26 protein-coding genes are annotated in these 26,197 nt (G+C 57.8%); 1 reads left to right on the top strand and 25 read right to left on the bottom strand.

The features are described 5' to 3' along the window. Window positions 1-27: 27 nt before the first annotated feature. From lpxC to BS300_RS13640, 16 genes are all read right to left on the bottom strand, one after another. On the bottom strand, window positions 28-951 hold the full coding sequence (gene lpxC, locus BS300_RS13715; protein ID WP_005336146.1) for a UDP-3-O-acyl-N-acetylglucosamine deacetylase: 924 nt from the start codon (window positions 949-951) through the stop codon (window positions 28-30). A gap of 99 nt (window positions 952-1,050) precedes the next feature. After that, on the bottom strand, window positions 1,051-2,202 hold the full coding sequence (gene ftsZ, locus BS300_RS13710) for a cell division protein FtsZ (RefSeq protein ID WP_005336147.1): 1,152 nt from the start codon (window positions 2,200-2,202) through the stop codon (window positions 1,051-1,053). A 39-nt stretch (window positions 2,203-2,241) separates the two neighbouring features. Then, window positions 2,242-3,501 carry a cell division protein FtsA gene (gene ftsA / locus BS300_RS13705; RefSeq protein ID WP_005336148.1) on the bottom strand — a complete coding sequence of 420 codons (1,260 nt, stop codon included), beginning with the start codon at window positions 3,499-3,501 and terminating at the stop codon, window positions 2,242-2,244. Further along, window positions 3,482-4,234 carry a cell division protein FtsQ/DivIB gene (locus tag BS300_RS13700; RefSeq protein WP_033115385.1) on the bottom strand — a complete coding sequence of 251 codons (753 nt, stop codon included), beginning with the start codon at window positions 4,232-4,234 and terminating at the stop codon, window positions 3,482-3,484. The genes ftsA and BS300_RS13700 overlap by 20 nt, the downstream gene beginning before the upstream one ends. Window positions 4,235-4,332: 98 nt before the next feature. Next, window positions 4,333-5,787 carry a UDP-N-acetylmuramate--L-alanine ligase gene (murC, locus tag BS300_RS13695; RefSeq protein WP_071913394.1) on the bottom strand — a complete coding sequence of 485 codons (1,455 nt, stop codon included), beginning with the start codon at window positions 5,785-5,787 and terminating at the stop codon, window positions 4,333-4,335. A 109-nt stretch (window positions 5,788-5,896) separates the two neighbouring features. Further along, window positions 5,897-6,979: an undecaprenyldiphospho-muramoylpentapeptide beta-N-acetylglucosaminyltransferase gene (murG, locus tag BS300_RS13690; RefSeq protein ID WP_043851605.1), complete on the bottom strand. Its 1,083-nt coding sequence runs from the start codon at window positions 6,977-6,979 to the stop codon at window positions 5,897-5,899. Further along, window positions 6,979-8,160 carry a cell division protein FtsW gene (gene ftsW, locus BS300_RS13685; RefSeq protein ID WP_041210684.1) on the bottom strand — a complete coding sequence of 394 codons (1,182 nt, stop codon included), beginning with the start codon at window positions 8,158-8,160 and terminating at the stop codon, window positions 6,979-6,981. Before ftsW ends, murG begins: the two co-directional genes overlap by 1 nt. Beyond that, window positions 8,157-9,440 carry a UDP-N-acetylmuramoyl-L-alanine--D-glutamate ligase gene (gene murD, locus BS300_RS13680; protein ID WP_071913392.1) on the bottom strand — a complete coding sequence of 428 codons (1,284 nt, stop codon included), beginning with the start codon at window positions 9,438-9,440 and terminating at the stop codon, window positions 8,157-8,159. Before murD ends, ftsW begins: the two co-directional genes overlap by 4 nt. Before the next feature lie 4 nt (window positions 9,441-9,444). After that, the gene (gene mraY, locus BS300_RS13675; protein WP_071913390.1) at window positions 9,445-10,527 is read right to left on the bottom strand and encodes a phospho-N-acetylmuramoyl-pentapeptide-transferase; all 1,083 of its coding nucleotides are present in this window, start codon (window positions 10,525-10,527) and stop codon (window positions 9,445-9,447) included. Then, complete coding sequence (murF, locus tag BS300_RS13670) at window positions 10,521-11,876, bottom strand: UDP-N-acetylmuramoyl-tripeptide--D-alanyl-D-alanine ligase (RefSeq protein WP_071913388.1); 1,356 nt, start codon at window positions 11,874-11,876, stop codon at window positions 10,521-10,523. Before murF ends, mraY begins: the two co-directional genes overlap by 7 nt. Further along, window positions 11,873-13,357 (bottom strand): UDP-N-acetylmuramoyl-L-alanyl-D-glutamate--2,6-diaminopimelate ligase, encoded by a 1,485-nt coding sequence (gene murE, locus BS300_RS13665; RefSeq protein WP_071913447.1) that lies wholly within the window; start codon window positions 13,355-13,357, stop codon window positions 11,873-11,875. The genes murF and murE overlap by 4 nt, the downstream gene beginning before the upstream one ends. Beyond that, window positions 13,338-15,092: a penicillin-binding transpeptidase domain-containing protein gene (locus tag BS300_RS13660; RefSeq protein ID WP_033115391.1), complete on the bottom strand. Its 1,755-nt coding sequence runs from the start codon at window positions 15,090-15,092 to the stop codon at window positions 13,338-13,340. Before BS300_RS13660 ends, murE begins: the two co-directional genes overlap by 20 nt. Beyond that, complete coding sequence (ftsL, locus tag BS300_RS13655; protein WP_005341708.1) at window positions 15,089-15,403, bottom strand: cell division protein FtsL; 315 nt, start codon at window positions 15,401-15,403, stop codon at window positions 15,089-15,091. The genes BS300_RS13660 and ftsL overlap by 4 nt, the downstream gene beginning before the upstream one ends. 3 nt (window positions 15,404-15,406) lie before the next feature. After that, window positions 15,407-16,345, bottom strand: a complete 939-nt coding sequence (gene rsmH, locus BS300_RS13650) for a 16S rRNA (cytosine(1402)-N(4))-methyltransferase RsmH (RefSeq protein ID WP_071913386.1) — start codon at window positions 16,343-16,345, stop codon at window positions 15,407-15,409. After that, complete coding sequence (mraZ, locus tag BS300_RS13645; protein ID WP_033115394.1) at window positions 16,346-16,804, bottom strand: division/cell wall cluster transcriptional repressor MraZ; 459 nt, start codon at window positions 16,802-16,804, stop codon at window positions 16,346-16,348. Window positions 16,805-17,041: 237 nt separating this feature from the next. Further along, window positions 17,042-17,254, bottom strand: a complete 213-nt coding sequence (locus BS300_RS13640) for a hypothetical protein (protein WP_225628314.1) — start codon at window positions 17,252-17,254, stop codon at window positions 17,042-17,044. A 194-nt stretch (window positions 17,255-17,448) separates the two neighbouring features. Here BS300_RS13640 and BS300_RS13635 point away from each other — a divergent pair, with 194 nt between their 5' ends. Next, the gene (locus BS300_RS13635) at window positions 17,449-18,459 is read left to right on the top strand and encodes a lytic transglycosylase domain-containing protein (protein WP_239693833.1); all 1,011 of its coding nucleotides are present in this window, start codon (window positions 17,449-17,451) and stop codon (window positions 18,457-18,459) included. Window positions 18,460-18,839: 380 nt separating this feature from the next. Here BS300_RS13635 and lafU read toward each other — a convergent pair whose 3' ends face one another. The 9 genes from lafU to lafA form a co-directional block, all read right to left on the bottom strand. Further along, window positions 18,840-19,787, bottom strand: coding sequence for a lateral flagellar motor protein LafU (gene lafU / locus BS300_RS13625; RefSeq protein ID WP_071913382.1), 948 nt, complete (start codon window positions 19,785-19,787; stop codon window positions 18,840-18,842). Continuing rightward, window positions 19,787-20,644, bottom strand: coding sequence for a lateral flagellar motor stator protein LafT (gene lafT / locus BS300_RS13620; protein WP_033115397.1), 858 nt, complete (start codon window positions 20,642-20,644; stop codon window positions 19,787-19,789). Before lafT ends, lafU begins: the two co-directional genes overlap by 1 nt. 47 nt (window positions 20,645-20,691) lie before the next feature. Beyond that, complete coding sequence (gene lafS, locus BS300_RS13615) at window positions 20,692-21,402, bottom strand: lateral flagellar system RNA polymerase sigma factor LafS (protein WP_071913380.1); 711 nt, start codon at window positions 21,400-21,402, stop codon at window positions 20,692-20,694. 7 nt (window positions 21,403-21,409) lie between these two features. Continuing rightward, the gene (lafF, locus tag BS300_RS13610) at window positions 21,410-21,868 is read right to left on the bottom strand and encodes a lateral flagellar basal body-associated protein LafF (RefSeq protein WP_071913443.1); all 459 of its coding nucleotides are present in this window, start codon (window positions 21,866-21,868) and stop codon (window positions 21,410-21,412) included. A gap of 35 nt (window positions 21,869-21,903) precedes the next feature. After that, window positions 21,904-22,992, bottom strand: a complete 1,089-nt coding sequence (locus BS300_RS13605) for a flagellar hook-length control protein FliK (RefSeq protein ID WP_275654999.1) — start codon at window positions 22,990-22,992, stop codon at window positions 21,904-21,906. Beyond that, window positions 22,989-23,327 carry a hypothetical protein gene (locus BS300_RS13600; RefSeq protein WP_033115400.1) on the bottom strand — a complete coding sequence of 113 codons (339 nt, stop codon included), beginning with the start codon at window positions 23,325-23,327 and terminating at the stop codon, window positions 22,989-22,991. Before BS300_RS13600 ends, BS300_RS13605 begins: the two co-directional genes overlap by 4 nt. A gap of 122 nt (window positions 23,328-23,449) precedes the next feature. Beyond that, the gene (gene lafC / locus BS300_RS13595) at window positions 23,450-23,842 is read right to left on the bottom strand and encodes a lateral flagellar export chaperone LafC (RefSeq protein WP_033115401.1); all 393 of its coding nucleotides are present in this window, start codon (window positions 23,840-23,842) and stop codon (window positions 23,450-23,452) included. Between the two features lie 46 nt (window positions 23,843-23,888). Next, window positions 23,889-25,172, bottom strand: coding sequence for a lateral flagellar capping protein LafB (lafB, locus tag BS300_RS13590; protein WP_071913441.1), 1,284 nt, complete (start codon window positions 25,170-25,172; stop codon window positions 23,889-23,891). 113 nt (window positions 25,173-25,285) lie between these two features. Next, window positions 25,286-26,152, bottom strand: a complete 867-nt coding sequence (lafA, locus tag BS300_RS13585) for a lateral flagellin LafA (protein ID WP_071913369.1) — start codon at window positions 26,150-26,152, stop codon at window positions 25,286-25,288. Between the last annotated feature and the right edge of the window lie 45 nt (window positions 26,153-26,197).

Genomic DNA, 26,197 nt, shown 5'->3' with positions numbered 1-26,197 from the left:
GGGGACCGACGTTCCGTTGCACAGCTATCAGGCCAGAACCAGACCGTTATCGTAGTAAGCGATAGGCGCTTTGTCGCCCTCACCCTCGAAGGTCACCAGTTCCCAAGCCTCCTGCTCGGCCAGCAGGGCACGCAGCAGTTTGTTGTTCAGGGCATGCCCTGTCTTGTAAGCGCGGAACTCACCGATAATGCTGCGGTTGCACATATAGAGGTCACCGATTGCGTCCAGCATCTTGTGCTTGACGAACTCGTCCTCGTAACGCAGACCATCTTCGTTCAGCACCCGGTAGTCATCCAGTACCACGGCGTTTTCCAGGCTTCCGCCCAGCGCCAGATTCTGGGAACGCAGGTACTCGATATCACGCATGAACCCGAAAGTACGGGCGCGGCTGATCTCTTTCACGAAGGAGGCACCGGAGAAATCCAGTACACAACGCTGGTTGCGCCCTTCAAAGACCGGATGCTGGAAATCGATCTCGAGATCCATCTTGAAGCCGTTGCGATAAGGGTGGAATTCCGCCCACTTGTCGCCATCTTCAACCCGGATGCTCTTCTTGATCCGCACAAACTGCTTGGCAGCATTTTGCTCACGGATCCCGACTTCCTGCAGCAGGTAGATAAAGGGATGCGCACTGCCATCCATTACCGGGATCTCGGGCGCGTCAACCTCGACGTAGAGGTTGTCGATCCCCATCCCGGCCAACGCGGCGGAGAGGTGCTCAATGGTAGAGACACGCACGCCGGCTTCGTTGACCAGAGCGGTACAGAGCACGGTATCACGCACCTGATCGGCATTGGCTGGCAGCTCCACCACAGGATTCAGGTCGGTACGCAAGTAAACGATCCCTGTATTCACAGGAGCCGGACGGAATGTCATGGTGACTTTCCGGCCCGAATGCAGGCCGACGCCAGTCGCCTGAACACTCGTTTTCAAGGTTCTTTGTCTAATCATGGGTGTACCCTAAACAGCTTAAAATCCGGACCAGATGGTCGTTGGCAGGCCATCTTAGCACATTCCTTAAGCAACAGACAAACACGCCTCATAAGAGACTTAGTCTGCCTGCTTGCGCAGGAACGCCGGAATATCCAGATAATCCGGTTCACGACGGGCTTGCGGCTCGGCGTTAACCACCTTGGCCGGGGCTTCGTCCATCACGCGGCCCTGCATCATGTCGCTGACCAGCGGCTGACGTACCGGGCGCTCTTGCACCTGGCTGCTCTTGACCAGAGTGATGTCCGGCTTGCGCTCGGCACCGATACCGGTAGCAACCACTGTCACGCGCAGTTCGTCGTGCATTTCCGGATCGATTACGGTACCCACTACTACAGTGGCGTTCTCGGAAGCGAAGGCCTTGACCGCGTTACCGACGGTTTCGAACTCTTCGATGGTCATGTCCATACCGGCAGTGATGTTGACCAGGATGCCGCGGGCACCGGCCAGATCCACGTCTTCCAGCAGCGGGCTGGAGATGGCCTTCTCGGCCGCTTCTTCGGCACGGTCATCACCGGAAGCGGAACCGGTCCCCATCATGGCGGTACCCATTTCGCGCATAACGGTACGCACGTCCGCAAAGTCGACGTTGATCAGGCCCGGACGGGTGATCAGCTCGGCAATGCCCTGTACCGCGCCAAGCAGCACATCGTTGGCAGCCTTGAAGGCGTCCAGCAGGGAGATACCACGACCCAGCACCTTCAACAACTTGTCGTTGGGGATGGTGATCAGGGAGTCGACGTTCTTGGAGAGCTCTTCGATACCGTGCGCAGCGAAGCCCATCCGCTTCTTCCCTTCGAAGGAGAACGGCTTGGTCACCACAGCAACGGTCAGGATGCCCATTTCGCGGGCCACTTCGGCCACGATCGGCGCAGCACCGGTACCGGTACCACCACCCATACCGGCAGCGATGAACACCATGTCGGAGCCGGTCAGCAGCTCACGCAGCGCTTCGCGATCTTCCATGGCCGCATCACGACCCACTTCCGGGTTGGCGCCAGCACCCAGACCCTTGGTGATACCACCGCCGATCTGCAGAGTGGTGTTGGCACTGGAGTTGCGCAGTGCCTGAGCGTCGGTGTTGACGGTAATGAACTCGACACCTTCGATGTTTTGACGAACCATGTGTTCGACAGCGTTGCCGCCGCCGCCACCTACACCGATCACTTTAATGACGGCTTCGTCAGTGTGGCTATCCATAAATTCAAACATGTTGTCTCTCCGCTTTATTTGCCTGACTCAGCAAAATTCTTAAAACTCGCCACGCAGCCAGTTGCTGACCCGTTTGACCAGACCACCGACGCTTGCCTTGGCGGCATATTCTTTGTTGCTACCTGTTGCCTGATGTGTACGGCCGTACTGCAGCAACCCGACCGCAGTCGAGTACACCGGCGCCTGCACATAATCACTCAAGCCACGAATATTCATGGGCTCCCCTACCCGAACCTGGCTCTGGAAGATCTGCTCTGCACACTCCACAATGCCTTCGATCTGGGCAGCGCCGCCGGTCAAGACCACACCGGCTGCCAGCTGATGCTTGACCCCCTGCGCTTTCAATTCGCTTTGTACCCGCACCAGCTCATCATTCACCATGGAGAGCAACTCGGTGTAGCGGGGCTCGATTACTTCAGCCAGTGTCTGCCGCTGCAGGCTACGCGCCGGACGACCGCCGACACTGGGCACTTCAATATTGTCTTCCTTGCTGACCAGACGACCGAGGGCGCAGCCGTAGCGCACCTTGATCGCTTCTGCGTCGAGCGGCGGCGTGCCGAAGGCGTAGGCGATGTCGCTGGTCACAGTGCTGCCAGCGTACGGGATCACCTTGGTGTGGCGCAGGGCGCCGCCGGTAAACAGCGACATGTCCATGGTGCCACCACCGATGTCTACCACGCAGACACCCAGCTCTTTCTCGTCTTCAGTCAGCACCGCGTAGCTGGAGGCCAGCGCGGAGAAGATCAGCTGATCGACTCGCAGACCCACTTTTTCGACACACTTCTCGATGTTGCGAGCCATGTCGTTATGGCAGGTGATGAGATGCACCTTGGCCGCCATCCGTACACCGGAGAGACCAACCGGATTCTTGATCCCTTCCTGATAGTCGATGGCAAACTCCTGCGGCAGCACGTGCAGCACCCGCAGTTCATCCGAGAGGCGAACCGACTTGGCGGTGTGGATCACGTTGTCCACGTCTTCCTGAGTCACCTCTTCGTCAGAGATGGGTACCATGCCGGTCTCGTTGCGGCAGTCGATATGCTTGCCGGACAAGCCGAGGTAAACCGAGCTGATCTGGCAATCCGCCATCATCTCGGCCTCTTCCACCGCACGGCGCAGTGACTTGACCACGGAGTCGAGGTCGTTGACCCCGCCCTTCTCCATCCCGCGGGAAGCGTGACTGCCCATACCGATGACGTTCAGTTCACCGTCCGGCAATACTTCACCGACCAGAACCGCCACTTTGGTTGTGCCGATATCCAGTCCGACAATCAAATTCCTATCTGCGGTGTTGGTCATGCACTTTCTCTTCGCTCTTCTTCCAGCCAACTGCCACTCCGGTATCGTATCGAAGATCCACGTACGCAACCTGCGCACGGGGTTCGATAGCCGGGAAGGCATCGATAAACCGCTGCAACCGGAGTGCTATGTCGTTGCGCCCCAGAAACAGCTTGATATTGCCATCCAGGGTCAGTTCCCAGGCATGGCGGGGGGTCAGATTCACCCCCAGCAACTTGTATCCTTTGGCAGCCAGTTGCGCTTCGTACTGCCGACTCTCTTTCAACACCATGGCGGCCTGGTCATCCGGCCCCGACAGCTGCAACAGCGGTGTCTTGACCCGATCCGGTGCACTGAACACCTTGCCTTTGGTGTTGACGAAGCGGTTGCCGTTCCAACGCGCCGCCACGTCCTGTTCTGTCAGGTAGACCTTGATCTTGTTCGGCCACTTCTTGCGTACCGATACCGAGGCTACCCATGGCAAGGCATTAAGCCGTGCCTGCAATTCGTTAACATCCAACTCGAAGAAGTTGCGTGACTCTGCGCCATCCAGCACGGCCAGTCGCAGCTCTTCGGTTTCCAGATACTGGTGTTGCCCCTGCAGCAACAGCTCGCTCATGGGCAACCGGTTGGCATCCGTCAGCCAACCTTTAACATCCAGCGCAGTCCGGTAGCAGCCCCATATCACCAGCAGGAAAAACATCACGCCTGCGATGAAGCCGCCCTTGGTGCGCCCCTGTGCCCTTGCCTCCACCCGCTCGATCCCCGTGTAACGCGCTAAACCGGCCTTTTGACAGACCGGTTCGCCATTATATAGGCCCCGGCTTGGCGGTCAAAATACTCATTGGGCCCTCAGGCACCAGATTTCATGCTATCTATGCTCAATTTCATCTCGCCGAGACGACGGGCCAGTGCTCCGACGTTCCCCGCCCCCTGAGTCAGCACCAGATCCCCTTCGCCAACCAGGTCGGCCAGCACGGCCGGCACGTCATCGGGCGTGGCCACAAAGATGGGTTCCAGATTGCCGCGCGAACGGATGGAGCGGCACAGCGCACGACCGTCTGCCCCAGGGATCGGATCCTCGCCGGCAGCATAAACCTCCAGCATTACCAGCACGTCTACCTTGGAGAGCACGTCAGCGAAGTCTTCGTAAAGGTCGCGAGTGCGGGTGTAGCGATGCGGCTGGAACACCATGACCAGACGCTTCTCCGGCCAGCCGGCACGAGCGGCATTGATGGTCACCTTCACTTCGCTCGGATGGTGGCCATAATCGTCCACCAGCATCGCCTTGCCGCGACCGGTTTCGAACTCACCATACTGCTGGAAGCGGCGGCCTACCCCTTCAAACTTGGCCAGCGCACGGATGATGGCATCGTCGCTGACTCCGTCTTCCGTCGCGACAGCAATCGCCGCGGCAGCGTTCAAGGCGTTGTGGATCCCCGGCAAGTTGAGGGTTACCTGCAGCTCACCCGCATCTTTGCGGCGCACCCGGAAGCAGCTGTGGTTGGTGGTCTGGACAAAATCCAGTACCTGCACATCCGCATCGTCAGAGAGACCGTAGGTCAGGGTCGGGCGCGCAATCTCGGGCAACATGCCACGGATCACCGGATCATCGATGCAGACCACCGCCAGACCGTAGAAAGGCAGGTTGTGCAGAAACTCGATGAAGGTGGCCTTCAGCTTGGAGAAATCACCGCCGTAGGTGTCCATGTGATCCGCTTCGATGTTGGTCACGATAGAGACCATTGGCTGCAGATGCAGGAAGGAGGCGTCGCTCTCGTCCGCTTCGGCGATCAGATAACGGCTGCTGCCCAGGCGGGCATTGGTACCAGCGCTGTTGAGCAGGCCGCCGATAACGAAAGTCGGATCGCGGTCGGCTTCGGCATAGATGCTCGCCACCAGACTGGTAGTGGTGGTCTTGCCGTGAGTACCGGCGATGGCGATACCGTGCCGGAAACGCATCAGCTCGGCCAGCATCTCGGCACGGCGTACTACCGGGATCCGCAGTTCGCGGGCAGCCAGCAGCTCCGGGTTGTCCTGCTTGATAGCAGTGGAGACCACGACCACGCTGGCGCCGTTGACGTGCTCGGCGCTGTGGCCGGTAAAGATATGGGCGCCCAGAGCCTCAAGCCGCTCGGTAACCGCATTGCGAGCCAGATCAGAACCCGTTACCTGATACCCTTCGTTGGCAAGCACTTCGGCGATCCCGCCCATACCGGCACCACCGATGCCGATAAAATGGATGCGACGCACGCGGCGCATTTCGGGGATCACAGTACGCAGTTTTGCCAGTTCAACCTTGGTCATAATCGTCTCTTTAGTCTGCCGCAAGCCGTTTGCTCTCAAACGGCCTCATCTCACAGCATCAATCTACAAAGGGGTGAGGCTGCACGGCGTGGCCAGTGCAATCCCATCCTTACTCTTTATTTGTCTGCCCTGCTGCGAGTCGTTTGCACTCGTCAGCAACCCGCTCTGCCGCATCGGTAATGGCGACGCGACGGGCAGCCTTGGCCATGTTAAACAGCGTCTCCCTGCGCCCGGCGAGCCAGGAGAGACGCGCAGCCAGCGAGGCTGTGGTCAACTCGGACTGGGGCAGGAACTCGGCCGCCCCGCCATCGACCAGGGTCAAGGCGTTGCGGGTCTGGTGATCATCCACTGCATGGGGCAGCGGCACGAAGATGGCAGCCACACCAGCAGCAGCCACTTCGGAGACGGTCAGGGCTCCCGCCCGGCAGACCACCAGGTCGGCCCAGGCATAGGCTCCCGCCATATCCTTGATAAATTCGCTTACCTCGGCATTGATACCGTGCTGGGCATAGGCCGCGCTGACGGTGTCGCCATTGCCCTTGCCACACTGGTGACGCACCTCGATAGGCACACCGGCTGCAGCGACCGCTGCGGGCACCTGCTCGTTGAGCACGCGAGCCCCCAGACTTCCGCCCACGATCAGCAGATGCAACGGCTCACTGCTGCTTCGCAGTTGGGGATCCGGCAGTGCGACCACTTCGGGGCGAACCGGGTTACCCACCACGGCGGTGCGGCGGCTCGGCGCAAACGCCCCCGGGAATGCCATCAACACCCGCTTGGCGATACGCGCCAGCAGCTTGTTGGTCATACCGGCAGCTGCATTCTGTTCGTGCAGCAGCAACGGGATGCCGGAGAACCAGGCCGCCACGCCACCCGGGCCGGAGGCAAAGCCGCCCATGCCGAGCACTACATCCGGGCGAATGGTTTTGAGCACCTGACGCGCCTGCAGCACGGATTTCACGATGCGATAAGGGGCCGCCAGCAGCCGCTTGATGCCGTTGCCACGCACCCCCTGAATATCGATAAAGGAGATGGGATAGCCATGGGCAGGCACCAGCTCGGCTTCCATCCGGTCGGCGGTGCCCAGCCAGTGGACAGTCCAGCCCTGCTCCTTCAATCGATCGGCTACGGCCAGACCCGGGAAGACATGTCCCCCGGTACCACCTGCCATCACCAACAGCGTCTTGCTCACTAAACCTCCCGCACCCGCGCCTGGGCTGTCGCCTGACGCAACTCAAAATCGATTCGAATCAACATGCTCACTGCCACCGTCATGATGATGAGACTGGAGCCACCGTAACTCACGAGCGGCAAGGTCAACCCTTTGGTCGGCATCATGCCGCTGGCCGCGCCAACGTTAACGAAGGTCTGGAAACTGAACCAGATCCCGATACCGATGGCCAGATAACCGTCATAGAGGCGATCGGCAGCAAGAGCCTTGTGGCCCAGCTTCAACGCCTTGACCGCCAGTGCGAAGATCAGGAACAGGGCACCCAGCACACCGGCATAGCCGAGCTCTTCACCGAGGATCGCAAAGACGAAGTCGGTATGCGCTTCCGGCAGGTACTCCATCTTCTGGATGGAGTTGCCCAGCCCTTCGCCAAACCAGCTGCCGCGGCCAAACGCCATCAACGACTGGGTCAACTGGTAGCCGCTGCCAAACGGATCGGCCCAGGGATCCATAAAGGAGGTAACCCGCCGCATCCGGTAAGGCTCGACGATGATCAGCATCACCACGGCACCTACGCCAGCACCGATCAGGGTCAGGAACTGGCCGAGTCTGGCCCCCGCCAGAAAGAGCATGCCGAACGAGGTCACGAACATCACCACGGTAGAACCCAGGTCAGGCTGCAGCAGCAACAGGACGGCCAGCACCCCGAATACCGCCAGCGGCTTGAGGAAGCCAATCCAGGCTTCACGCACCTCGTTCTGGCGCCGCACCAGATAACCGGCCAGATAGACAAAGAGCGCCAGCTTGCCGAATTCGGCAGGCTGCAGGTTGAACGGGCCAAGCGGCAACCAGCGCACCGCACCGTTGACGTTGCGCCCCACCAGCAGCACCAGCACCAGCATCAGAATAGCCAGCAGCAGCATGGGGCCGTTGTGTTCCTGCCAGCGCGCCATCGGCACCTGCAGTACGAACCAGGAGATGCCGAGCGCCATCACCAGAAACATGGCGTGACGTTTCACGAACATGAAGGGATCGTCACCCAGAGAGATCCCCTCGGGGATCGAGGCGGATGCCACGATCACCACACCGAGCGCCATCAGCGCAAGCGCCAGCACGACCAGCTGCCGATCATAGAGACCGGCGGGACGCGCCGGTAACAACCAGCGCTGGAAAAGACCTGCTGCTGCGCGAAGGGCGTTCATAGCGCCATCACCATCTCGGTGAAGCGATCGCCGCGCACCTCGAACGACTTGAACTGATCCAGGCTGGCACAGGCGGGCGCCAGCAGCACCCAGTCACCGGGCCTGGCATCGGCAGCCGCCTTGGCAACGGCGGCAGCAAGGTCGGCAACCTGTTCGGTCTGCTCACCCAGCGCCAGCAGCACCTCGGCATCCTGGCCGAAGCAGTACATATGATCGATCTGGTTGCCCAGCAGCGCTTGAATGGGGCCAAAATCCTGCCCTTTGCCCTGACCACCGGCCAGCAGCAACAGACGACCCCTGACCGACTCGCGCACACCGGCCACGGCAGCCAGAGTCGCCCCCACGTTGGTCGCCTTGGAGTCATTGATCCAGCGCACCCCGTTCACCTCTCGTACGAAGCGGGCACGATGCGGCAGACCTTCAAAACGGCGTAGCACGGTAAGTTGCGCCGCGCGGGGAATGCCAACCGCATCGCACAGTGCCATGGCGGCAAGGGCGTTGGCCTGATTGTGGGCGCCGACAATCTTCATCTCGTCCACCGCGATCAGGGGCTCGCCATGCAGGGTCAGCCAGTAGCGGCCATCCAGCAAACAACGGCCATAACCATTGCAGTCGAGACCGAAGCTCTGCCACACCTGACCCACATCGGGCAGGGTCTGGGCATCGTCACGATTGACCAGAATATGTTTGGAGTTCTGATGGATCTCCATCTTGGCGGCGCGGTAATCGGCCATGCCCTGATAGCGATCCATATGATCTTCACTAAGGTTCAATACCACGGAGGCGGCAGCACGCAGGCTGTAGGTGGTCTCGAGCTGGAAGCTGGAGAGCTCCAGCACGCAGAGATCCATCGGCTGCTTGAGCAGATCGAGCGCCGGCGTACCGATATTGCCGCCTACTCCGACATTGAGTCCGGCTTCGGCAATCATCTCGCCCACCAGCGTGGTCACTGTGCTCTTGCCGTTGGAGCCGGTGATGGCGATGACCGGTGTCTGGGTCTCGCGCACAAACAGCTCGATATCCCCGATTATCTGCACACCACGCTCGGCAGCCGCTTTCAATTCGGGGGTCGCCAAGGCAATGCCCGGGCTCGCTACGATCATGTGTGCCTGCTTGAGCAGCTCTTCATCCAGCCCGTGGATAAGCTCCACTTCTGGCGGCAGCTGATCCTTGCCGGGCGGGTTGGCACGGGTATCCATCACCAGCGGCGTGACGCCACGGCCGAGGAAGTAGTCGACGCAGGAGAGTCCGGTTTTACCCAATCCGATGATGATGACCATGGCCTTACCTCACCTTCAGGGTGGCAAGACCCAGCAGCACCAGCACGAGGGTGATGATCCAGAAGCGCACGATAACGCGCGGCTCCGGCCAGCCCTTCTTCTCGTAGTGGTGATGGATCGGCGCCATGCGGAAAATCCGCACACCGCGCAGCTTGTATGAACCCACCTGCAGGATCACCGAGACGGTCTCCATCACGAAGACCCCGCCCATGATCACCAGCAGAAACTCCTGGCGCACCAGCACAGCGATGGTTCCGAGTGCACCGCCCAGCGCGAGTGAACCAACGTCGCCCATGAATACCTGTGCCGGATAGGTGTTGAACCAGAGGAAGCCCAGACCCGCACCGACGATGGCGGTACAGACGATCACCAGCTCGGAGGTATAGGGAACATAGGGAATATGCAGGTAACTGGCGAAGTTGACGTTGCCGGTCGCCCAGGCGATAAACGCAAAACCGCCCGCCACCATCACGGTCGGCATGATGGCCAAGCCATCCAGACCATCGGTCAGGTTGACCGCGTTGGAGGTACCGACGATGACAAAGTAGGTCAGCAGGATAAACATCAGGCCAAGCTGCGGCATCACATCCTTGAGGAAGGGCACCACCAGCTGGGTCTGACCATCGTGAGTGGCGGTAGCATAGAGGAATACAGCCACTCCCAGCGCGACGGCGGATTGCCAGAAGTACTTCCAGCGGGCGATCAGACCATCAGTGTTCTTGCGCACCACTTTGAGGTAATCATCGGCAAAACCGATGGCACCGTAGGCCCCCAGCACAAACAGCACCAGCCAGACATAGGGGTTGTCGAGGCGACACCAGAGCAACACAGAAGTGAAGATGGAGGCAATGATCATCAGGCCACCCATGGTCGGGGTACCCCGCTTGCTGAGGTGAGACTCGGGACCATCATTGCGGATCACCTGACCGAACTTCAGGATCTGCAGGCGACGAATGAGGCGAGGCCCCATCCAGAGCGCAACCCCCAGACCGGTAATGATCGACAGGATGGCGCGAAACGTCAGGTAGGAGAAGACGTTGAAGAAGGTGAAGTGCGGGGTGAGCAGTTCAGCCAGCCAGACTAGCATGCGGCTGACTCCTGATGGTCGACGACCATCTTGACGATATCTTCCATGCGGGAACCACGAGCCCCTTTGACCAGAATCGAAATTTCCTGATGTGTATTAATCATTTGCGCAAGCACTTCAAACAACGACGCCTTGTTATCGAAATGTCGGCCAGCCGCGGCATCTGCGGTATGGCGACTCTCTTCCCCCACTGTCAGCACGGCATCCAGACCGCACTCGCGGGCATGATGGCCAACCCGAGCATGTTGCTCGGCAGACTCCTCACCCAGTTCCCGCATGTCACCGAACACCAGCACCTTGAAGCCGCTCATGGCGGTCAGGGCATCGATGCCAGCCAGCACGGACTCCACGCTGGCATTGTAGGTATCGTCCACCAGGGTCAGACCGCCCCAGTGCTGAACACAGAAGCGTCCCTTGACCGGAGCCATCTGCTCCAGACCGGCTTTGACCGAGGCCAGAGAAGCACCGAGTGCCAGGGTACCGGCAGCAGCAGCCAGCGCATTGGCCGCGTTATGGCGGCCGGGGATCGCCAGAGTCAGGCTCACCTCGCCCTGCGGGGTTACCATGACGAACTCGGCACAACCCTGAGCGTTGAGAACTACATCGCGAGTATGGAACGGCTGGCTCTGATCTTCGATGGAAAAGGCGCAGCGAATGCCACGCTCGCGCCATTTCGGCCAGAATTCGTTGTCGGCGTTGACGATGGCGGTGCCGCCTTCGCTCAAGCCCTCAAAAATTTCGCTCTTGGCGTGGTAGATCCCCTCAAGAGAGCCGAAGCCCTCAAGATGGGCAGCTGCGACGTTGTTGATGATGGCGGCATCGGGCTTGGCCAGCGAGGTAGTCCAAGCGATTTCGCCCTTGTGGTTTGCTCCCAGCTCCATCACCGCAAACTTGTGTTGCGGCTCGAGGCGCAGCAGGGTGAGCGGCACCCCCACCTCATTGTTGAAGTTGCCGGCGGTGGCCAGCACCTCTCCTTCATGACGCAGGATGGCGGTCGCCATCTCCTTCACCGTGGTCTTGCCACAGCTGCCGGTGATAGCCAGCACTTTCGGGTTGATGCGCTCACGCACCAGTTTGCCGAGACGGCCCAGCCCCTTGAGGGTATCGGCAACCACCAGTTGGGGAATGGCCAGCGGCAGTTCGCGCTCGACCAGCAGGGCAGAGGCCCCTGCAGCCAGCGCCTGATCGCAAAAATCGTGGGCATCGAAGCGCTCGCCGCGCAGTGCAACGAACAGAGCGCCAGCACCCAAAGTACGGGTATCGGTGCTGACTGCAGTAATCTCGCCATCTTCACCAATCAGACGGGCATCGAGCACCTGCGCCAGGTCGGCAAGCCTGAGGGTCATCATTTGAATGACTCCATTAATGTGTGCAAAGCAGCAACGACGGTTTCCCGGTCGCTATAGTGCCGCTTGTCGGTTCCAATGATTTGATAATCCTCGTGGCCTTTGCCGGCCACCAGAATGATGTCCTGTTTGCTCGCCTGACGGATAGCCAGGCTGATCGCCTTGACCCGATCGTGCTCGACCTGCACCGCAGCAGGATCGCGAAGACCCGCCACCATGTCGGCCATGATCCGGGCCGGCTCCTCGGTACGGGGATTGTCGTCGGTCAGGATCACGCGATCCGCATACTGTTCAGCCATGGCTGCCATCATGGGGCGCTTGCCGCGATCCCGATCACCACCACAACCGACCAGACACCAGAGCTGGCCTTTGCAATGCACGCGCAGTGCCTGCAGCGCCTTGTCCAGCGCGTCCGGGGTGTGGGCATAATCGACCACGGCAAGGGGCGCATCACCGCCGCCAAAGCACTCCATGCGACCGGTCACCGGCTGCAATTTCGGGGCAGTTGCCAGCAGCTCGTCGAAGTCATAGCCGAGTACCAGCATGACCCCCATCGCCGCCAGCACATTGCTGACGTTGAAGCGCCCGAGCAAGGGGGCGGATAATACACCATTCCCCCAGCTGGAGTTAATCTGCGCACGAAAACCTTGCTGGTGAAAATCGAGTTGCTGCGCCGTTAACTGACGGCCGGCATGGTTTTCAATCGGACCATTAACGCTGAACGCCACCGCTGAGGAATATTTTTCGAGCCACTTGGCACCCAACTCGTCATCGCGGTTGATCACCGCATTCGGCTCATCGACCAGCTGCAGCAGCTGCTCCTTGGCGGCACCATAGGCCTCCATGGTGCCGTGGTAGTCGAGGTGATCCCGACTCAGGTTGGTGAAGACCGCGGCAGCAAACGGCAAGGCTGCAACCCTATGTTGCACCAGACCGTGGCTGGAGACCTCCATCGCCACCAGATCCGCCCCCTGCTCTTGCAGGGCAGCCAGATTGGCTTGCACCTGAACGGCGCTGCCAGTGGTGTTTTCGGCTTCGATCAGGTTGCCAAACAGACCGTTGCCGATGGTGCCCATCACGCCAGCCTTGCCACCCAGCAGGGTGCGCCAGTTGGCGACCAGCAGCGCAGTGGTACTCTTGCCATTGGTCCCCGTGATCCCCACCAACTCCAGTTTTTTGGCTGGCTGATCGTAGAAATAACCTGCGAGGGCAGAGAGATGAGCAGGCAAATCGCGCATTCCGATGCAGGGAACGGAAACCGCTGGCGCGATAAATTCACCGTCCTCCTCAAACACAACAGCGGTCGCCCCCTGAGCCACCGCCTGTTCGATAAACCGTCTGCCGTCCACCTGATGGCCGCGAATGGCCACGAAGAGAGAGCCGGGGCCGACCCGCCGGCTATCCAGCTGGATATCGGTCAGGGCAAGCGCCGGCGCCGTAATGCCGAAGGGGCGCAGTAATGAATCAAGTGCGCGGTGCAACAGGAGCCTCCGTACTGGCGAGTTTGGTGGGTACCGAAGGGGGTACCGCATCCGGACGAATATTGAAGAGTTGCAGCACCCCGCCCATGGCCTCTGCAAACGGCGGGGTCGCCACCGCGCCACCATAGTAGGCGCTGCCTTTTGGCTCGTTGATTACCACCACCATGACGAAACGGGGATCACTGGCCGGGGCGAAGCCGGCAAACCAGGCCATGTAATCCTTGCCATAGCCACCCGCGACGGCGACCTTGGCGGTACCACTCTTGCCACCCACCCGATAACCCGGGATCTTGGCCTTGGGAATGGCGTTGTCGACTACGTACTCCAGCGCCTGCAGCATGGCGGAGGCGTTGTTGTGGTCTATCACCTGCTCACCCTTGGGCGGCGTGGTGACCTTGACGATGGAGATGGGCACCCGCTTGCCCTTGTTGGCCAGGGTGGCGTAGGCGGAAGCCAGTTGCAGCGGGGTAACGCGCAGACCATAACCAAACGAAAGGGTCGCACGCTCGATATCGGACCAGCGGCGACGCTGGGGCAGCATGCCGCTGCTCTCGCCCATCAGGCCGCTACCGGTATCCATGCCGAAGCCAAACATGCTGAGGGTATTGATCATCTCCTGCGCCGGCATCCGCAGTGCGATGCGCGACATACCGATGTTGGAGGAGTAGCGCAGAATGTCGTAGAGGTTGGTCGCCCGGTGGATACTGACGTCCTTGATCTGCTTGGCGCCGATAAAGAGCGGCCCGCCCTGAATGAAGTCTTTCCAGCTGGTAACTCCTGCTTGCAAGGCACTGAGCAAAATCAATGGTTTGACAGTGGAGCCCGGCTCGTAGGTATCGGTGACCACCCGGTTGCGCACCCGGAAGCTCTGATACTGACCGCGGTTGTTCGGGTTGTAGGAGGGGGTGTTGACCATGGCGAGCACTTCGCCGGTCTTGATATCCAGCATCACCATGGAGCCGGATGTCGCCTTGTTCTCGTCGGTGGCCCGCTTGAGCGCACGATAAGCCAGCGCCTGTACCCGTTGATCGATACTGAGCTGCAGATCGTTGGCGTTCTTGCCCTCCTTGACGATGCCAAGGCGTTCGATGACCCGCCCCTGACGATCCTTGCGCACCCGCATCTCGCCCGGTGTTGCGGTCAGCCACTCGTCATAGCTGCGCTCGATACCTTCGATACCGTGGCCATCGATGTTGGTCACCCCAACCAGATGGGCACTGATCTCGCCAGTCGGATAGAAACGGCGAGACTCGGGACGCAGATAGACACCGCCCAGCTTGAGCCCCTTGATATATTCTGAAACGGCAGGGGTTACCTGACGCTGCAGATAGACAAAACGCTTGCTGGGATTGGCGATCCGTTGTTTGAGGGTATTTATGTCGATCTTGAGCACGGCAGAGAGCGCCATCCAGGCTCGCTCGTTGTGAATTGCGCCAGACTCGTGCACCGTCTTGGGGTCTGCCCAGACCGCTTCGACCGGTACAGATACCGCCAGCTGTTCACCGTTGCGATCGGTGATCATACCGCGTACCGCCTGGGTAGAGGTGGTACGAAGGGAGCGCATGTCCCCCTCCTGGCGCAGGCGGTCAGGGTTGATCACCTGGATCCAGGCCAGGCGCAGGATCAGCCCAACAAATGCGATGCCGATGAATACGACCAGCGTGCGAAAGCGCCACGGATAGATCGAGGGCGCTTTGACGTTCGCTTTGGCAGCTTTGGCTGTAGCCTTGCGTTTCATGGCAGGGTAATTACCTTCTCGGTGGTCACCAGAGGGCGACCCATTTGTAACTTGTCCATCGCCAGAGTGGCCACCCGGGAGTGTTCCGCCAGGGTGCCCTGCTCCAGCAGGAGGTGACGCCATTCGATATTGAGGCGATCCTCTTCGGCCATCAGGTCGTTCTGTTTGGCAGTCAGGCCGCGCGTCATGTTGGTCACCAGGATCACGGCAAATGCAGTCACCAGTACGGCGACCGACAACAGGATCTGCAGCTTGTGCCGCCAGAGATCCGCAACGATCTCCTTGGCAAGGTGGACACGCACTTCGCTCATCGCTTACTCCGCCAGACGCTCGGCGACCCGCAGCACAGAGCTGCGCGACCGGGTGTTTTCCGACACTTCATGATCAGAAGGCTTGAGCGCCTTGCCGACCGACTTCAATTTGCGACCGCCAGCCAGCTGGGCCTCGGTCAACGGAATGCCGTAGGGTACTTCCGGCCCCTTCTCGTGCTTGCGAATAAAATGCTTCACCAAGCGGTCTTCCAGCGAATGGAAGCTGATCACCGACAGACGACCGTGAGGAGCCAGCACCTCTAGCGCACCGTTGAGCGCGGTCTCGATCTCGTCCAGCTCACTGTTGATGTAGATGCGGATAGCCTGGAAGCTACGGGTCGCCGCGTGCTTGCCCTTCTCCTTGCTCGGATTGACCCGGGCAATCATCTCGGCCAACTGGCGGGTGCGCACGTAAGGCTCGGTAACCCGGTCGTGCACGATGGCGCGGGCAATCTTCTTGGCAAAACGCTCCTCACCGAAGGTCTTCAATACCCAGGCGATATCGTCCACATCGGCCTTGGCCAGCCACTCGGCGGCGCTCTGACCGGAAGTGGGGTCCATCCGCATATCAAGCGGACCGTCTTTCATAAAGCTGAAGCCACGCTCGGCGTCATCCAGCTGGGGAGATGAAACCCCCAGATCGAGCAGAAAACCATCCACCTTGCCCAGCAAACCACGCTCGCTCAGATAGCTGGTGATACCGGAGAAGGGGCCATGCACAATCTCGAAACGCGGATCCTGGATCTTGGCGGCCTCGGCGATCGCCTGCGGATCGCGATCGATGGCGATCAAACGGCCGTTAGGGCCAAGGTGTTGCAGGATCAGACGAGAATGACCACCACGGCCAAAAGTGCCATCGACATAGATACCGTCCGGCTTGATGGCCAGACCTTCGACGGCTTCGTGCAGCAGCACTGTGATGTGTTCAGCGGCTTGGGTCATTTATAAAGAGAAATCCTGTAGTCGTGGTGAGCTTGCCCAATCGTCCCCGGGCAGACCCAAGATGTCGTCATTGACCTGTTGCTGCCAGCGGGCTTCATCCCACAGCTCAAATTTGTTGAGCTGGCCCACCAGCATGATCTTCTTGTCCAGCCCCGCATGGTTGCGCAGTGGCTGGCTGAGCAGCAGACGGCCATTGCCATCCAGCTCGCATTCGGTTGCATGCCCGAGCAACAGCCGCTGCAAACGGCGTTCGGCGGGATTCATGCTGGAAAGGGTCTTGAGCTTGCGTTCGACCTCTTCCCACTCGTTCAGGGGGTAAAGCAGCAGACAGGGGTGGGCAATATCGATGGTGCAGACCAGCTGGCCGTCGCTTTCATCGCGCAGCCAGTCACGAAACTTGGTCGGAATCGCCAGTCGCCCTTTGCTGTCCAGGCTGATGGCGTGAGCGCCACGCAACAAATTTCTGTCCCTGAAGGTGAGTAAACGGGCGAATCGCCCCTTTTAAAACCACTTTGATCCACTTTTCCCCACCTTGAAGTTTAAGGACGTGGAGGGGGCTTTTCAAGCAAGGAGATCGGCCAGAGGGTACATATTGACGCAGCATTTGCGGGTTACGGATTGAGTGGGTTGATTTTCCACGAGTTATTTGTGGCGACAGAAAATACGATTAATAAAAAAGCTGTAGGTGAGCAGTTACTATCTGGGAGAGATGATGAAACGGAACAGCACAACGGCGCAGAGCAAAATACTGACGCAGATCACCGGATAGATGATATAGCCATCTTTGGAACGGCGGGCACGCAAAGAGACCAGATGACAAAGCAGCAGGTTGTAAATTATCAGCAGCGTAGTCAGCAGGATATTGACGGCAAAGGTCAGCTCGTGGGCAAACGCGATGTAAAGCCCCATGAGAATAAAATTGGCGAGGATCAGATATAGCAAAAACTTCTGGATTGCTTTACCTGCATTTGGGCTCTTTTTTACTCGTGTTATCATGCTTGCCACGTCCTGGATTACACATGATCAGACGACCCTAAATTCAGAAAACTGTTGAGATACATGATGTTTTTATTATTGTGCGATCCTTGTTCAACAAATTCACAATGACCAGGTTCATTTTCTTTTTACTAAGCGCGATGTTAATAACATCTACATCTTGTCACGCTTATAACAATTATCAATGGCAAACCGGCTTCCCTCCCCCGATACGTGGAGAGGGGGCCGAGCTGGTTAGTCAACAGCAAGCCTTTCTGCTTGCCCAGCGCCCCTATCTGCAACAACGTCTTGCCGAAACCCAACCCATCATCCGCTGGATCTCGGAACAGGTGCAGGAACGCAAACTTCCGCCCCTGCTGGCTTTTGTCCCTTTGCTGGAAAGCAGCTACCGCCTCGATGTTGTCTCTGCCGCTGGCGCAGCAGGCCCCTGGCAACTCATGCCCGATACGGCCAGGCGCTTTGCCGTGCCTATCAATAGTTCATTCGATGGCCGTTATTCACTGCCATTGGCAACCGACGCAGCTCTGACTTACCTTGGCTGGCTCTCTCGTTTCTTTGGCGGGGACTGGTTGCTGGCGCTGGCTGCTTATAACGCTGGAGAAGGGCGAGTGCTGAATGCGGTATTGAAAGCTGGCACCCGAAATATCTGGGCTCTGGATCTGCCGGCGGAAACCCGGGTTTACGTTGCCCGCTTTATTGCCCTTGCCAGAGTGCTCGACATGGCAAGCACCCACCATTTCCAGTTGCCGCCATGGAAAAGTGGCAACGACCTGAAGGTTTTTCGCAATCCGGAAGGCTGTTCGCTGCCTGCCTGGGCTCAGGCCAAAGGTGTATCCATGAATGACGCCAGCCGCTGGAATCCGGCATGGCAGCTCCCGGTACCGGCAGGAATAACCAATTGCCCGGTTGTTTACAGCAAAGCAAAAGCCCCGGTCACGACACCACAGCGGAGCAGCGGCAAGCTCATCTTCAAAGCTGTTTCACTCGAGAGCCTGCATGACCCGCTGCTGCTGAAGACAGCCAGAGGTCTTGATATGAGCCGTGGTGAGCTCAGGCTGGAACGTCAGCCAGATCCTCTTGGGATGACTCTGAAGCGGCCGTTGATTGCGGTACCCTGAAGCTGTGCCGCCAATGGCTCAATACCGGCGCAAGGTCAATTTGCTCCGGATGTGACCAGCGCGCCCCATAAAAACAGAGATGCTGGCCAATGGGACGGCGATGGGTGATGCGGCATGTCAGTGTAATGCGTGGCAACAGAGAAAGGGTTACTGTCTCGGGCAAAATGAATCGGGCAGGAGCAAGAAAGCCCACCCCACCCGGCCCGATATCCTTGATGACGGCCCGGCCAATGCTCTTGTCAAACAGCAAACCGGATATCAACAGGCGAGCTGCAATACCACAACTCTGCGATTCGAAGGGTGTAGCGCCATCATGGAGATACCAGCGAGGCACCTTTCTTCTCGGGTCATTGTGTGCGGTATGGAACAGAAACTCTGTTTCAGGGGCGTCCATTAACTGTCTTTTCCTTGGCTTGAGTGGCTGCTGCTTTGGTCTCGGCACTGAACAGCTGCTCCAGATTCTGTTCCGCTCTGGTCGTCATAATCAGCAACTCGATACGACGGTTCCGGCTACCCTGGGGATTTTCGCTATCTTCCAACATGGTGTCAGACATGGCCACTACCTGAGCAATACGCTCTGGCGGCATGCCCCCCGCCAGCAACACCCGTCTCGCCATCATGGCGCGATCCGATGAAAGCTCCCAGTTGCTGTAGTTTTCACCCGCGAAAGGGGTGCTGTCGGTATGACCCGAGATCATGACCCGGTTTTCCACCCGCTGAAAAATCGGGGCAAGCGCCATCAGCATATGACGAAAGAAGGGGCTAATACGGGCACTGCCGCGGCTATACATTTCGCGATCGGCGTCATCACGGATCAGGATGCGCAAACCTTGCGGCACAATCTGAATCTCCAGATTGTTCTTGGCCTGCATTTGCTCCGCAAGATTACCGATAAACCCGGCAAGCTGCTTCATCTGATGCTCACCTTCCAGCTTGCCGACCAGTAGCTGCTCGTACCCACCACCGGGCCCCTCAGAAAAGATGCTCTGATTGCGATCCATATGTCTGGGGGTCAGCTGTCCCTTCTGATTAAACTTGGGATTGAGCTCATCGATGACCGAAGGATTGCCGCCCAGATCGACCGGATAGGGGCTATTGCGGATATCAAACGGGTTGGCCTCATTATCCATGATGCTGTAATCGCGCAAGCGGCTGGCTACCATCTCCCGCTCCTCCTGGTTGGAGACTGCCAGGATCCAGAGCACCATGAAAAACGCCATCATGGCCAGAGTAAAGTCGGCAAATGCCACTTTCCACGCCCCTCCGCTTTTGGGGGAGCTGTTACGCCTCTGCTGGCGCTTGACGATGATCTGTTCGTGGTTGCGCATTACATCGCCCTGTTGGTCACCCAGTCTTCCAATTCCAGGAAGCTGGGTTTGACATCAGGTTCGAGAATTTTCCGGCCGGAATCGACCGCCAGCAGAGGCGTCTTGCCACGTAGCTGGGCAATCAGAATGGATTTGATGCACATCAGCAGACCGACCCGGCGTTTGACCATCTCTTCCATTGCGTTGCTGATGGGTTCGAGCAGACAGTAGCAGAGGAAAATACCGATAAAGGTACCCACTAGCGCCGCAGCTACATGCACGCCGATATTGCTCAGAGGACCATCGAGTTGCTGCATGGTGATAATGATCCCCATAACAGCCGCCAAAATACCGAAGCCGGGGCAGGCCTCGCCGGTTTTGTGAAGTGCATGGGCAGGCTTGAGCATATCCTCCTCAATCGCCATGATCTCCTGCTCCAGGATGGTATCGAGCTCATGAGGAGTGATCTTGCCCATCCCCAGCAGACGAAGGTTGTCGATGATAAAACCGAGCAACTGGGGATCTTCCGAAATTTGCGGGTACATCAGGAACACCGAGCTTTGCTGGGGGTTTTCAATGTGCTCGTCCAGCGCTTTCATCCCCTTGTTACGCGTCTCCTCCAGCAACTGGTGCATCAGCGTCAGCAACTCACGGTAGACCTCGCGCTCTTCCTTGTTGGGCTTGAAGCACATCTTCAACTGCGCCCACATCTCGTGCATCACCTCTTTCGAGTTGCCAAGAAACATGGAACCAGCAGCAGCACCCACAATAATGATCAGCTCGGCTGGCTGCCATAAAGCCGCAAGGTTGCCACCTGCCATCATGAAGCCACCCAGCACGCATATTAATATGACGCCGATGCCAATCTGTTTTTGCATGAATGCTCCCGAATTCTACAACCACCCCCACGAATCATGGGGCACTACTATATGGAGTCGACCAATCGCTGCTTGAGCTGAAGTACACATTGCTTGTGCAATTGGCAAACCCGGGACTCGGTCAGCCCCAGCACCAGCGCAATCTCTTTCATATTCAGCTCCTGCTGATAGTAGAGAGAGAGCAGCAGCTGTTCCCGCTTGTCGAGGAGAGTCAGCGCCTTGCTGATGGTCATGGCCATATCGACATCATCTGATTCGGTTGCTGGCGCCCTTCCACCATTTTCCAGCCACTCTTCAAGGCTCTGCAAAGCCTCAGCCTGACTGGCATATGCCAGCTGGCGTACCTCTTCGATGGTGCAGTTCAACGCAGCAGCAAGTTCTTGCTCGGTCGGCACCCGGCCCAACTGGTTATGCAGGTCTCGCTGGACTTGATTGTGGCTATGTACCTGCTGACGCAGTTGACGAGGCCGCCAGTCGAGCCGACGCAATTCATCGAGCATGGCGCCCCGGATCCGCTTGAAGGCATAGCTCTCAAACTGGACATCCGGTTCGCTACCGTAACGACGCCAGGCCTCCAGCAAGCCCATCATGCCGACCTGCTCCATATCCTCCTGATCAAAGCAGGCGGAAACCTGGCTGCGCAGGTGGCTGGCGGCTCGCTTAACCAGCGGCAGATAACGGGTCAGAATGGCCTGCTCGCCGGTACGGGGCGGAGAGGAAGTGAACTCATGAGGGGCATCCCAGTCGACATCGATCATATCTGTCTTATTGCACCAGAACCTTGGTGATCAGCACTTCGTCGAGGTAGGTCTTGTAACCGTAACCTTGCAAGGTGGCAACCAGTTTGGTGAGCAGGGAACTCTGCAAAGAGGTGATATTCTGCAGCTCTTTTTTCACATCATCGTGGGTACGGTGACTGAAATACTGCACCATGGCGTTCCGGATGAGTGGTGTCAGCTCGTTCAGCGTGTTCAGATGCGCCTTGTTGTGAGTCACCAGAGCCAGCTCAAGTACCAGATAGTGAGACTCAACCCCGCCATCCAGGCTGATGACGAAGCGCTCCATCGGCTTGAACAACGGAGTGGCACTCAACTCTGGCTTGGGTTCTTCAAGGCCGAGCCAGACCGCAATGGTATCGCGCTTGAGATAGGCACCATAGGCAAGCACAAGCAATAGGCAAAGAGCCATGACAACCAACATCAACCACTTCATGATACGGCGCATCATTTTGATTTCACTCTCGATTTAGCCGGTTTAGATCACACCAGGGTGTTGAGCCATGCACGCTCATCCTGCCCGGCAGCTTCAAATTCATCTTGCCATTGGCGACGGCCCGCCAGGATTTTCTCCTGTTGCCACTTTCCTTGCGCATCGCCTTGTCCACCGCCCTGCCCGACGTTGACTTCAACTCCACCGGCATGGTGAGGAGCCAAACTCATGCGCAACCGCTCCATCGACTGGATCAGCGCGTCCCGAACAGCGGGGTTGGTCACATTGAGTTGAACATTGAGCCGATCACCCTCGACCCGAACGGTCAGTTCGAGTCGACCCAGCTCAGGAGGGTCCAGGCGAATATGAGCCTGCTTGATCTGCTGGTTCACCTGCAGCTCGACCTTGTCCTTGAGCACATCGACCAGCTGCTGCCCCCACTGCACCTGGGTTTCAGGCAGTTTGACCGGAGCCCACTGATATTCGGCAACTTTCGGTGCAGGCGCTGATATCTGATTGCTCACAATACCTTTGAGGTCAAAAACACCGGACTCCCGTTCCCCTGCTCGCTCAACACCCAGCAGGCTCTGCAAGCTGGCTATCGTCTTCTCGCGTATGGCTGCGTCATCAGTGCGCGCCGAGGGACGAGCCAGCATAAAACTGGAAAAATCAGTAGCTGCGCGATCGACTCGCTCCTTGTTGCCAGAGACAGGCGTCTCCATGACAGGCTGACTCTTGTCCGTTTCCGGCTGCTTGTACGCAGATAGCGCCCGCAGGGCGGCTGAGACAGAGGGTGTGCTGCCCTGCACATCCTCGCCAGCCTCTACATTGCCAGCAGTGGCAGCAGCCACGCTGGAAGAGACGCTCGCAGCTCTCGTGCCGGCTTCATGCAAAAGGAATGGGGGAGGCATATTACTGAATGCGTCCAGCCGAGCCGCAACATTATCAGCGACCTCGTTCGGTTCATCCTGTTCAACCTCTTCATTTACTTCTTCGGTCGCAGGAGCAAGAGTGCCCTCTTCCAGCAACAGGTCAAGTGGTGGAAATAATCCCCCCTGATCCTCCGGCTGACGAGCAAGACGGGTAAAACCGCTCTGTTCTGGCATCGCCAATGCCTCGGGACAGGAAAACTGAATCATGCCCACTCCTGCACCTCTCCGTATGCTTGCAAACCTTCTCTCTTCCGGGACAGCTCATGCCATTCGCGCTCACGCAAGGTCACCTCTTGCCGGCACAGCTGTTGTGCCTCTTGATGCCAACTGCGAACCTGCGCTCGCGCAGCAGACAATGAGGCCCACAGCTCAGGCTCTTTGGCCATGAGCTCGGCAAATCTGGCCAGCTTGCTATCGGATAAACGAACGGCATCCCACTGACCGGCATGAGCCTGCTGCAAAATCAGGCGGCCCAAGCCAAGCAGTTGACGCTGGCGTTTATCCAACTCGGCTGGAAGGTGGGTGGACCCAATCAGTGGCATGCTATTGCTCCCAAAGAAAACAGCTCAGCCAACTAGCAAGGAGCAGGCCATATATGGAACTCGGGCATTTCGGAGCGCACAGGCGGTTTTCGCCTGTATAAGAGGAAGAGGGGCTTCCGCCTTTAGCGCGGATGACGCGCCATCGCTTCCCAGCCCTCTTTCAGCTCCAGCAGGATGCGGCGCACTTCGGCAAAACCGGCAATATCGTTGGAGACGCTGATCTCGAACAGACGCTGACCGCAGTAGTCATAGAGACGATGCAGATTGCTAGCGAGTTCACCGCCCTTCTCCATGTCCAGTGCGCTGTCGAGCCCCCCCAGGATCTGCAAACACTTGCTGATTGCCTGTCCTTTGCGTTCAAACTGACGGGCTTGAATATGCCCCTCTGCTCTGGCCATTTCGTCGAGCAGGCCATCCATCAGCATCAACACCAACTGATGTGGATCCGCACTCGCAGCCTTGGCCTGAGTTGCCGCAAACTGGTAGGCATCATAGCCATCTTGATGTTCAAACATGTAAAACTCGCTTGCTCCGGATGAGGCAGCCAAATAGCAAGACCCCTTACAGGTTGCCCATGGTCTGCATCATCTGATTCATGGTGGTAAATTGGTTGAGGTAGCGCTTATACGCGGAATTCATACGGCGATCCAGCGCTTCCATTCGCTCATTCACCCGCTTTTCACCGGCCTCCAAGCTGCTTTTGCGTCCTTTGAGAGCACCATCACGTTTGGTATAGGGATCCAGAGAATCACTCATCCGTTTGAGCAGACCGTTATCCCCCATCAATGCCTTGCCCAGCAGCTCGGGATCCTTCTCCAGCGCCTTGTTGAAGTCAGTCTCGCTGAAAGAGAGCTTGCCTGTTTTGTCAGTCTTTATGCCTAGGCTACCCAGACTAAGTCCGTTGGGCAGATCGCGCACACTGTTGGCAAGCGCGCTTTTGAGGCTGCGGACACCACTATCGGAAGATAGCGCCCCGGGAGCCTTGGGATCGCTGGACGTCATCTTGGCCAGTTCGTCGACCAGCTCGTTATAGCTGTCTACAAACTTCTTGAGAGAGCCGGTCACCGCCTCTTTATCCTGTTCGACAGTCACCTGCAGAGGAGCATCACCGCTTTTCTGGGCCTTGGTAAGTTGGAGGGTCAGGCCATCGACCACATTTTCAATCTTGTTACTGGCCGAGGTGATAGTTAAGGGATTGTCTCCCCCCATCTGCAACTCGGCATCCTGAGCTTTGGTTATCTCGCTCTTGTTGGTAACAGCGATACCCAAAGACGAGTTCAAATCACCGCTGTAATTCACAGTGATAGCATTCTCTTTACCACTATCCTTGCTGGTCAACACCATATTGACCTTGCCGTCGGTCCTAACCAGTGTGGCTTTAACACCAGGGTTATCCTTGGCATTATTGATATGGGAAACCAGATCCTTCACTGTCGACCCAGCAGGTAGGGTGGCCAGATCGATATCCACACTCTTGCCTTTGACCGTCAAAGAGAATACGCCATCTGCAGGCAGAGGAGTGGTTTCGCTATCCAAGCTCAGGCCAACCTGATGAGACTGAGCGAGTTGCTTAACGAAGAAGTTGTATTGACCGGAGCTGGCCTTGCCATTGCTCGTCACCGTCATGATCCCTTCCTGAGACATAACCGCCTTCTGGGCTTGCAGGTTGGATGCTTTGTTCAGATCCTTGAGCATGGTCTGAAAACTCGACAGCTTGGTCGTGAGCGTGCTGATTGCACTCTGTTGTCCCTTGATACTGTCCATCTGCTTTTTCAGCAGCTTGTCCATATTCTGGCGCTCGATAGCTACCAGTTGCATTGCCATGCTGGCCGGATCTACTTGCATCATTACACCCTTATTCTGTGGCATGCCTGTTGGAAAATACTTTATAAGCCCTTTCCAACCAACACGTATCGACTAAACAAAAGGCCGCCCGACAAGGGCGGCCAAACAACCTGTTAACGCAGCAGGGAAGTGACCATGCCGGTCATCTGGTTGGAGTTGGACAGCACAGACATGCCAGCCTGCATCAACATCTGGTTTTTGGTCATGTTGGTGCTCTCCTGAGCGAAGTCGGCATCCATGATTCGGCCGTTCGCCATGTCAGTGTTCTCTTTCATATTGGAGAGGTTGTTGACGGTGTGCTCCAGACGGTTGATGTTGGCACCGAAAGAAGAACGAGCTTGTCCAATATCTGCCAACAAATCGTCCATCTTCTTGATCTGACCCTGCATACCCGCTTGGCCCAAATCAGTCTTTTCTGCATCTTTCAAATCTGTATCTGCAGCATCGGTGATCTTTTTATTAACACCGTCTTTCACGATCTTGGACACGTCTACATCCAGCTTCTCTGCTGCAGTGCCGCCAATCTGGAATGTAACCTTGCCAGCACCAAACTTCCCTGCATCGGCGATAATTGCTTCGCCAGCAAAAGTAGTATTGTCCCGAATGTTTTTCAGCTCGGCTGACAGCTCTTTCATCTCGGCACCAATCGCAAGACGGTCTTTATCGTTAGTTGTACCGTTAGCCCCCTGAGTCGCCAAATCCTTCATACGCTGAACAATGTTGGTCATCTCGTCCATCGCACCTTCAGCAGTCTGCATCATGGAAACAGCATCCTGAGCATTGCGCATGCCAACCTTCTGGCCATTTGACTGTGCCTGAAGACGGGTAGCCATCTGCAGACCAGCTGCGTCATCGGCTGCAGAGTTAATGCGCAAACCGGTGCCCAGACGCTGCATGGCAGTGCCCAGCATCTTGTTGGTGGAGTTCAGTTGGTTTTGAGTGGTCAGAGAAGCAAAATTGGTATGAATGGACAAGCCCATGATCTATTCCTCGAGTTAAATGCTGCACAGCAGCTTGTTAGGTTG

The sequence above is a fragment of the Aeromonas sp. SCS5 genome, assembly GCF_001887375.1.
Lineage (GTDB): Bacteria > Pseudomonadota > Gammaproteobacteria > Enterobacterales > Aeromonadaceae > Aeromonas > Aeromonas jandaei.
The sequence above is the reverse complement of the archived record's forward strand: the minus strand, read 5'-3'. Positions and strand labels throughout refer to the sequence as shown.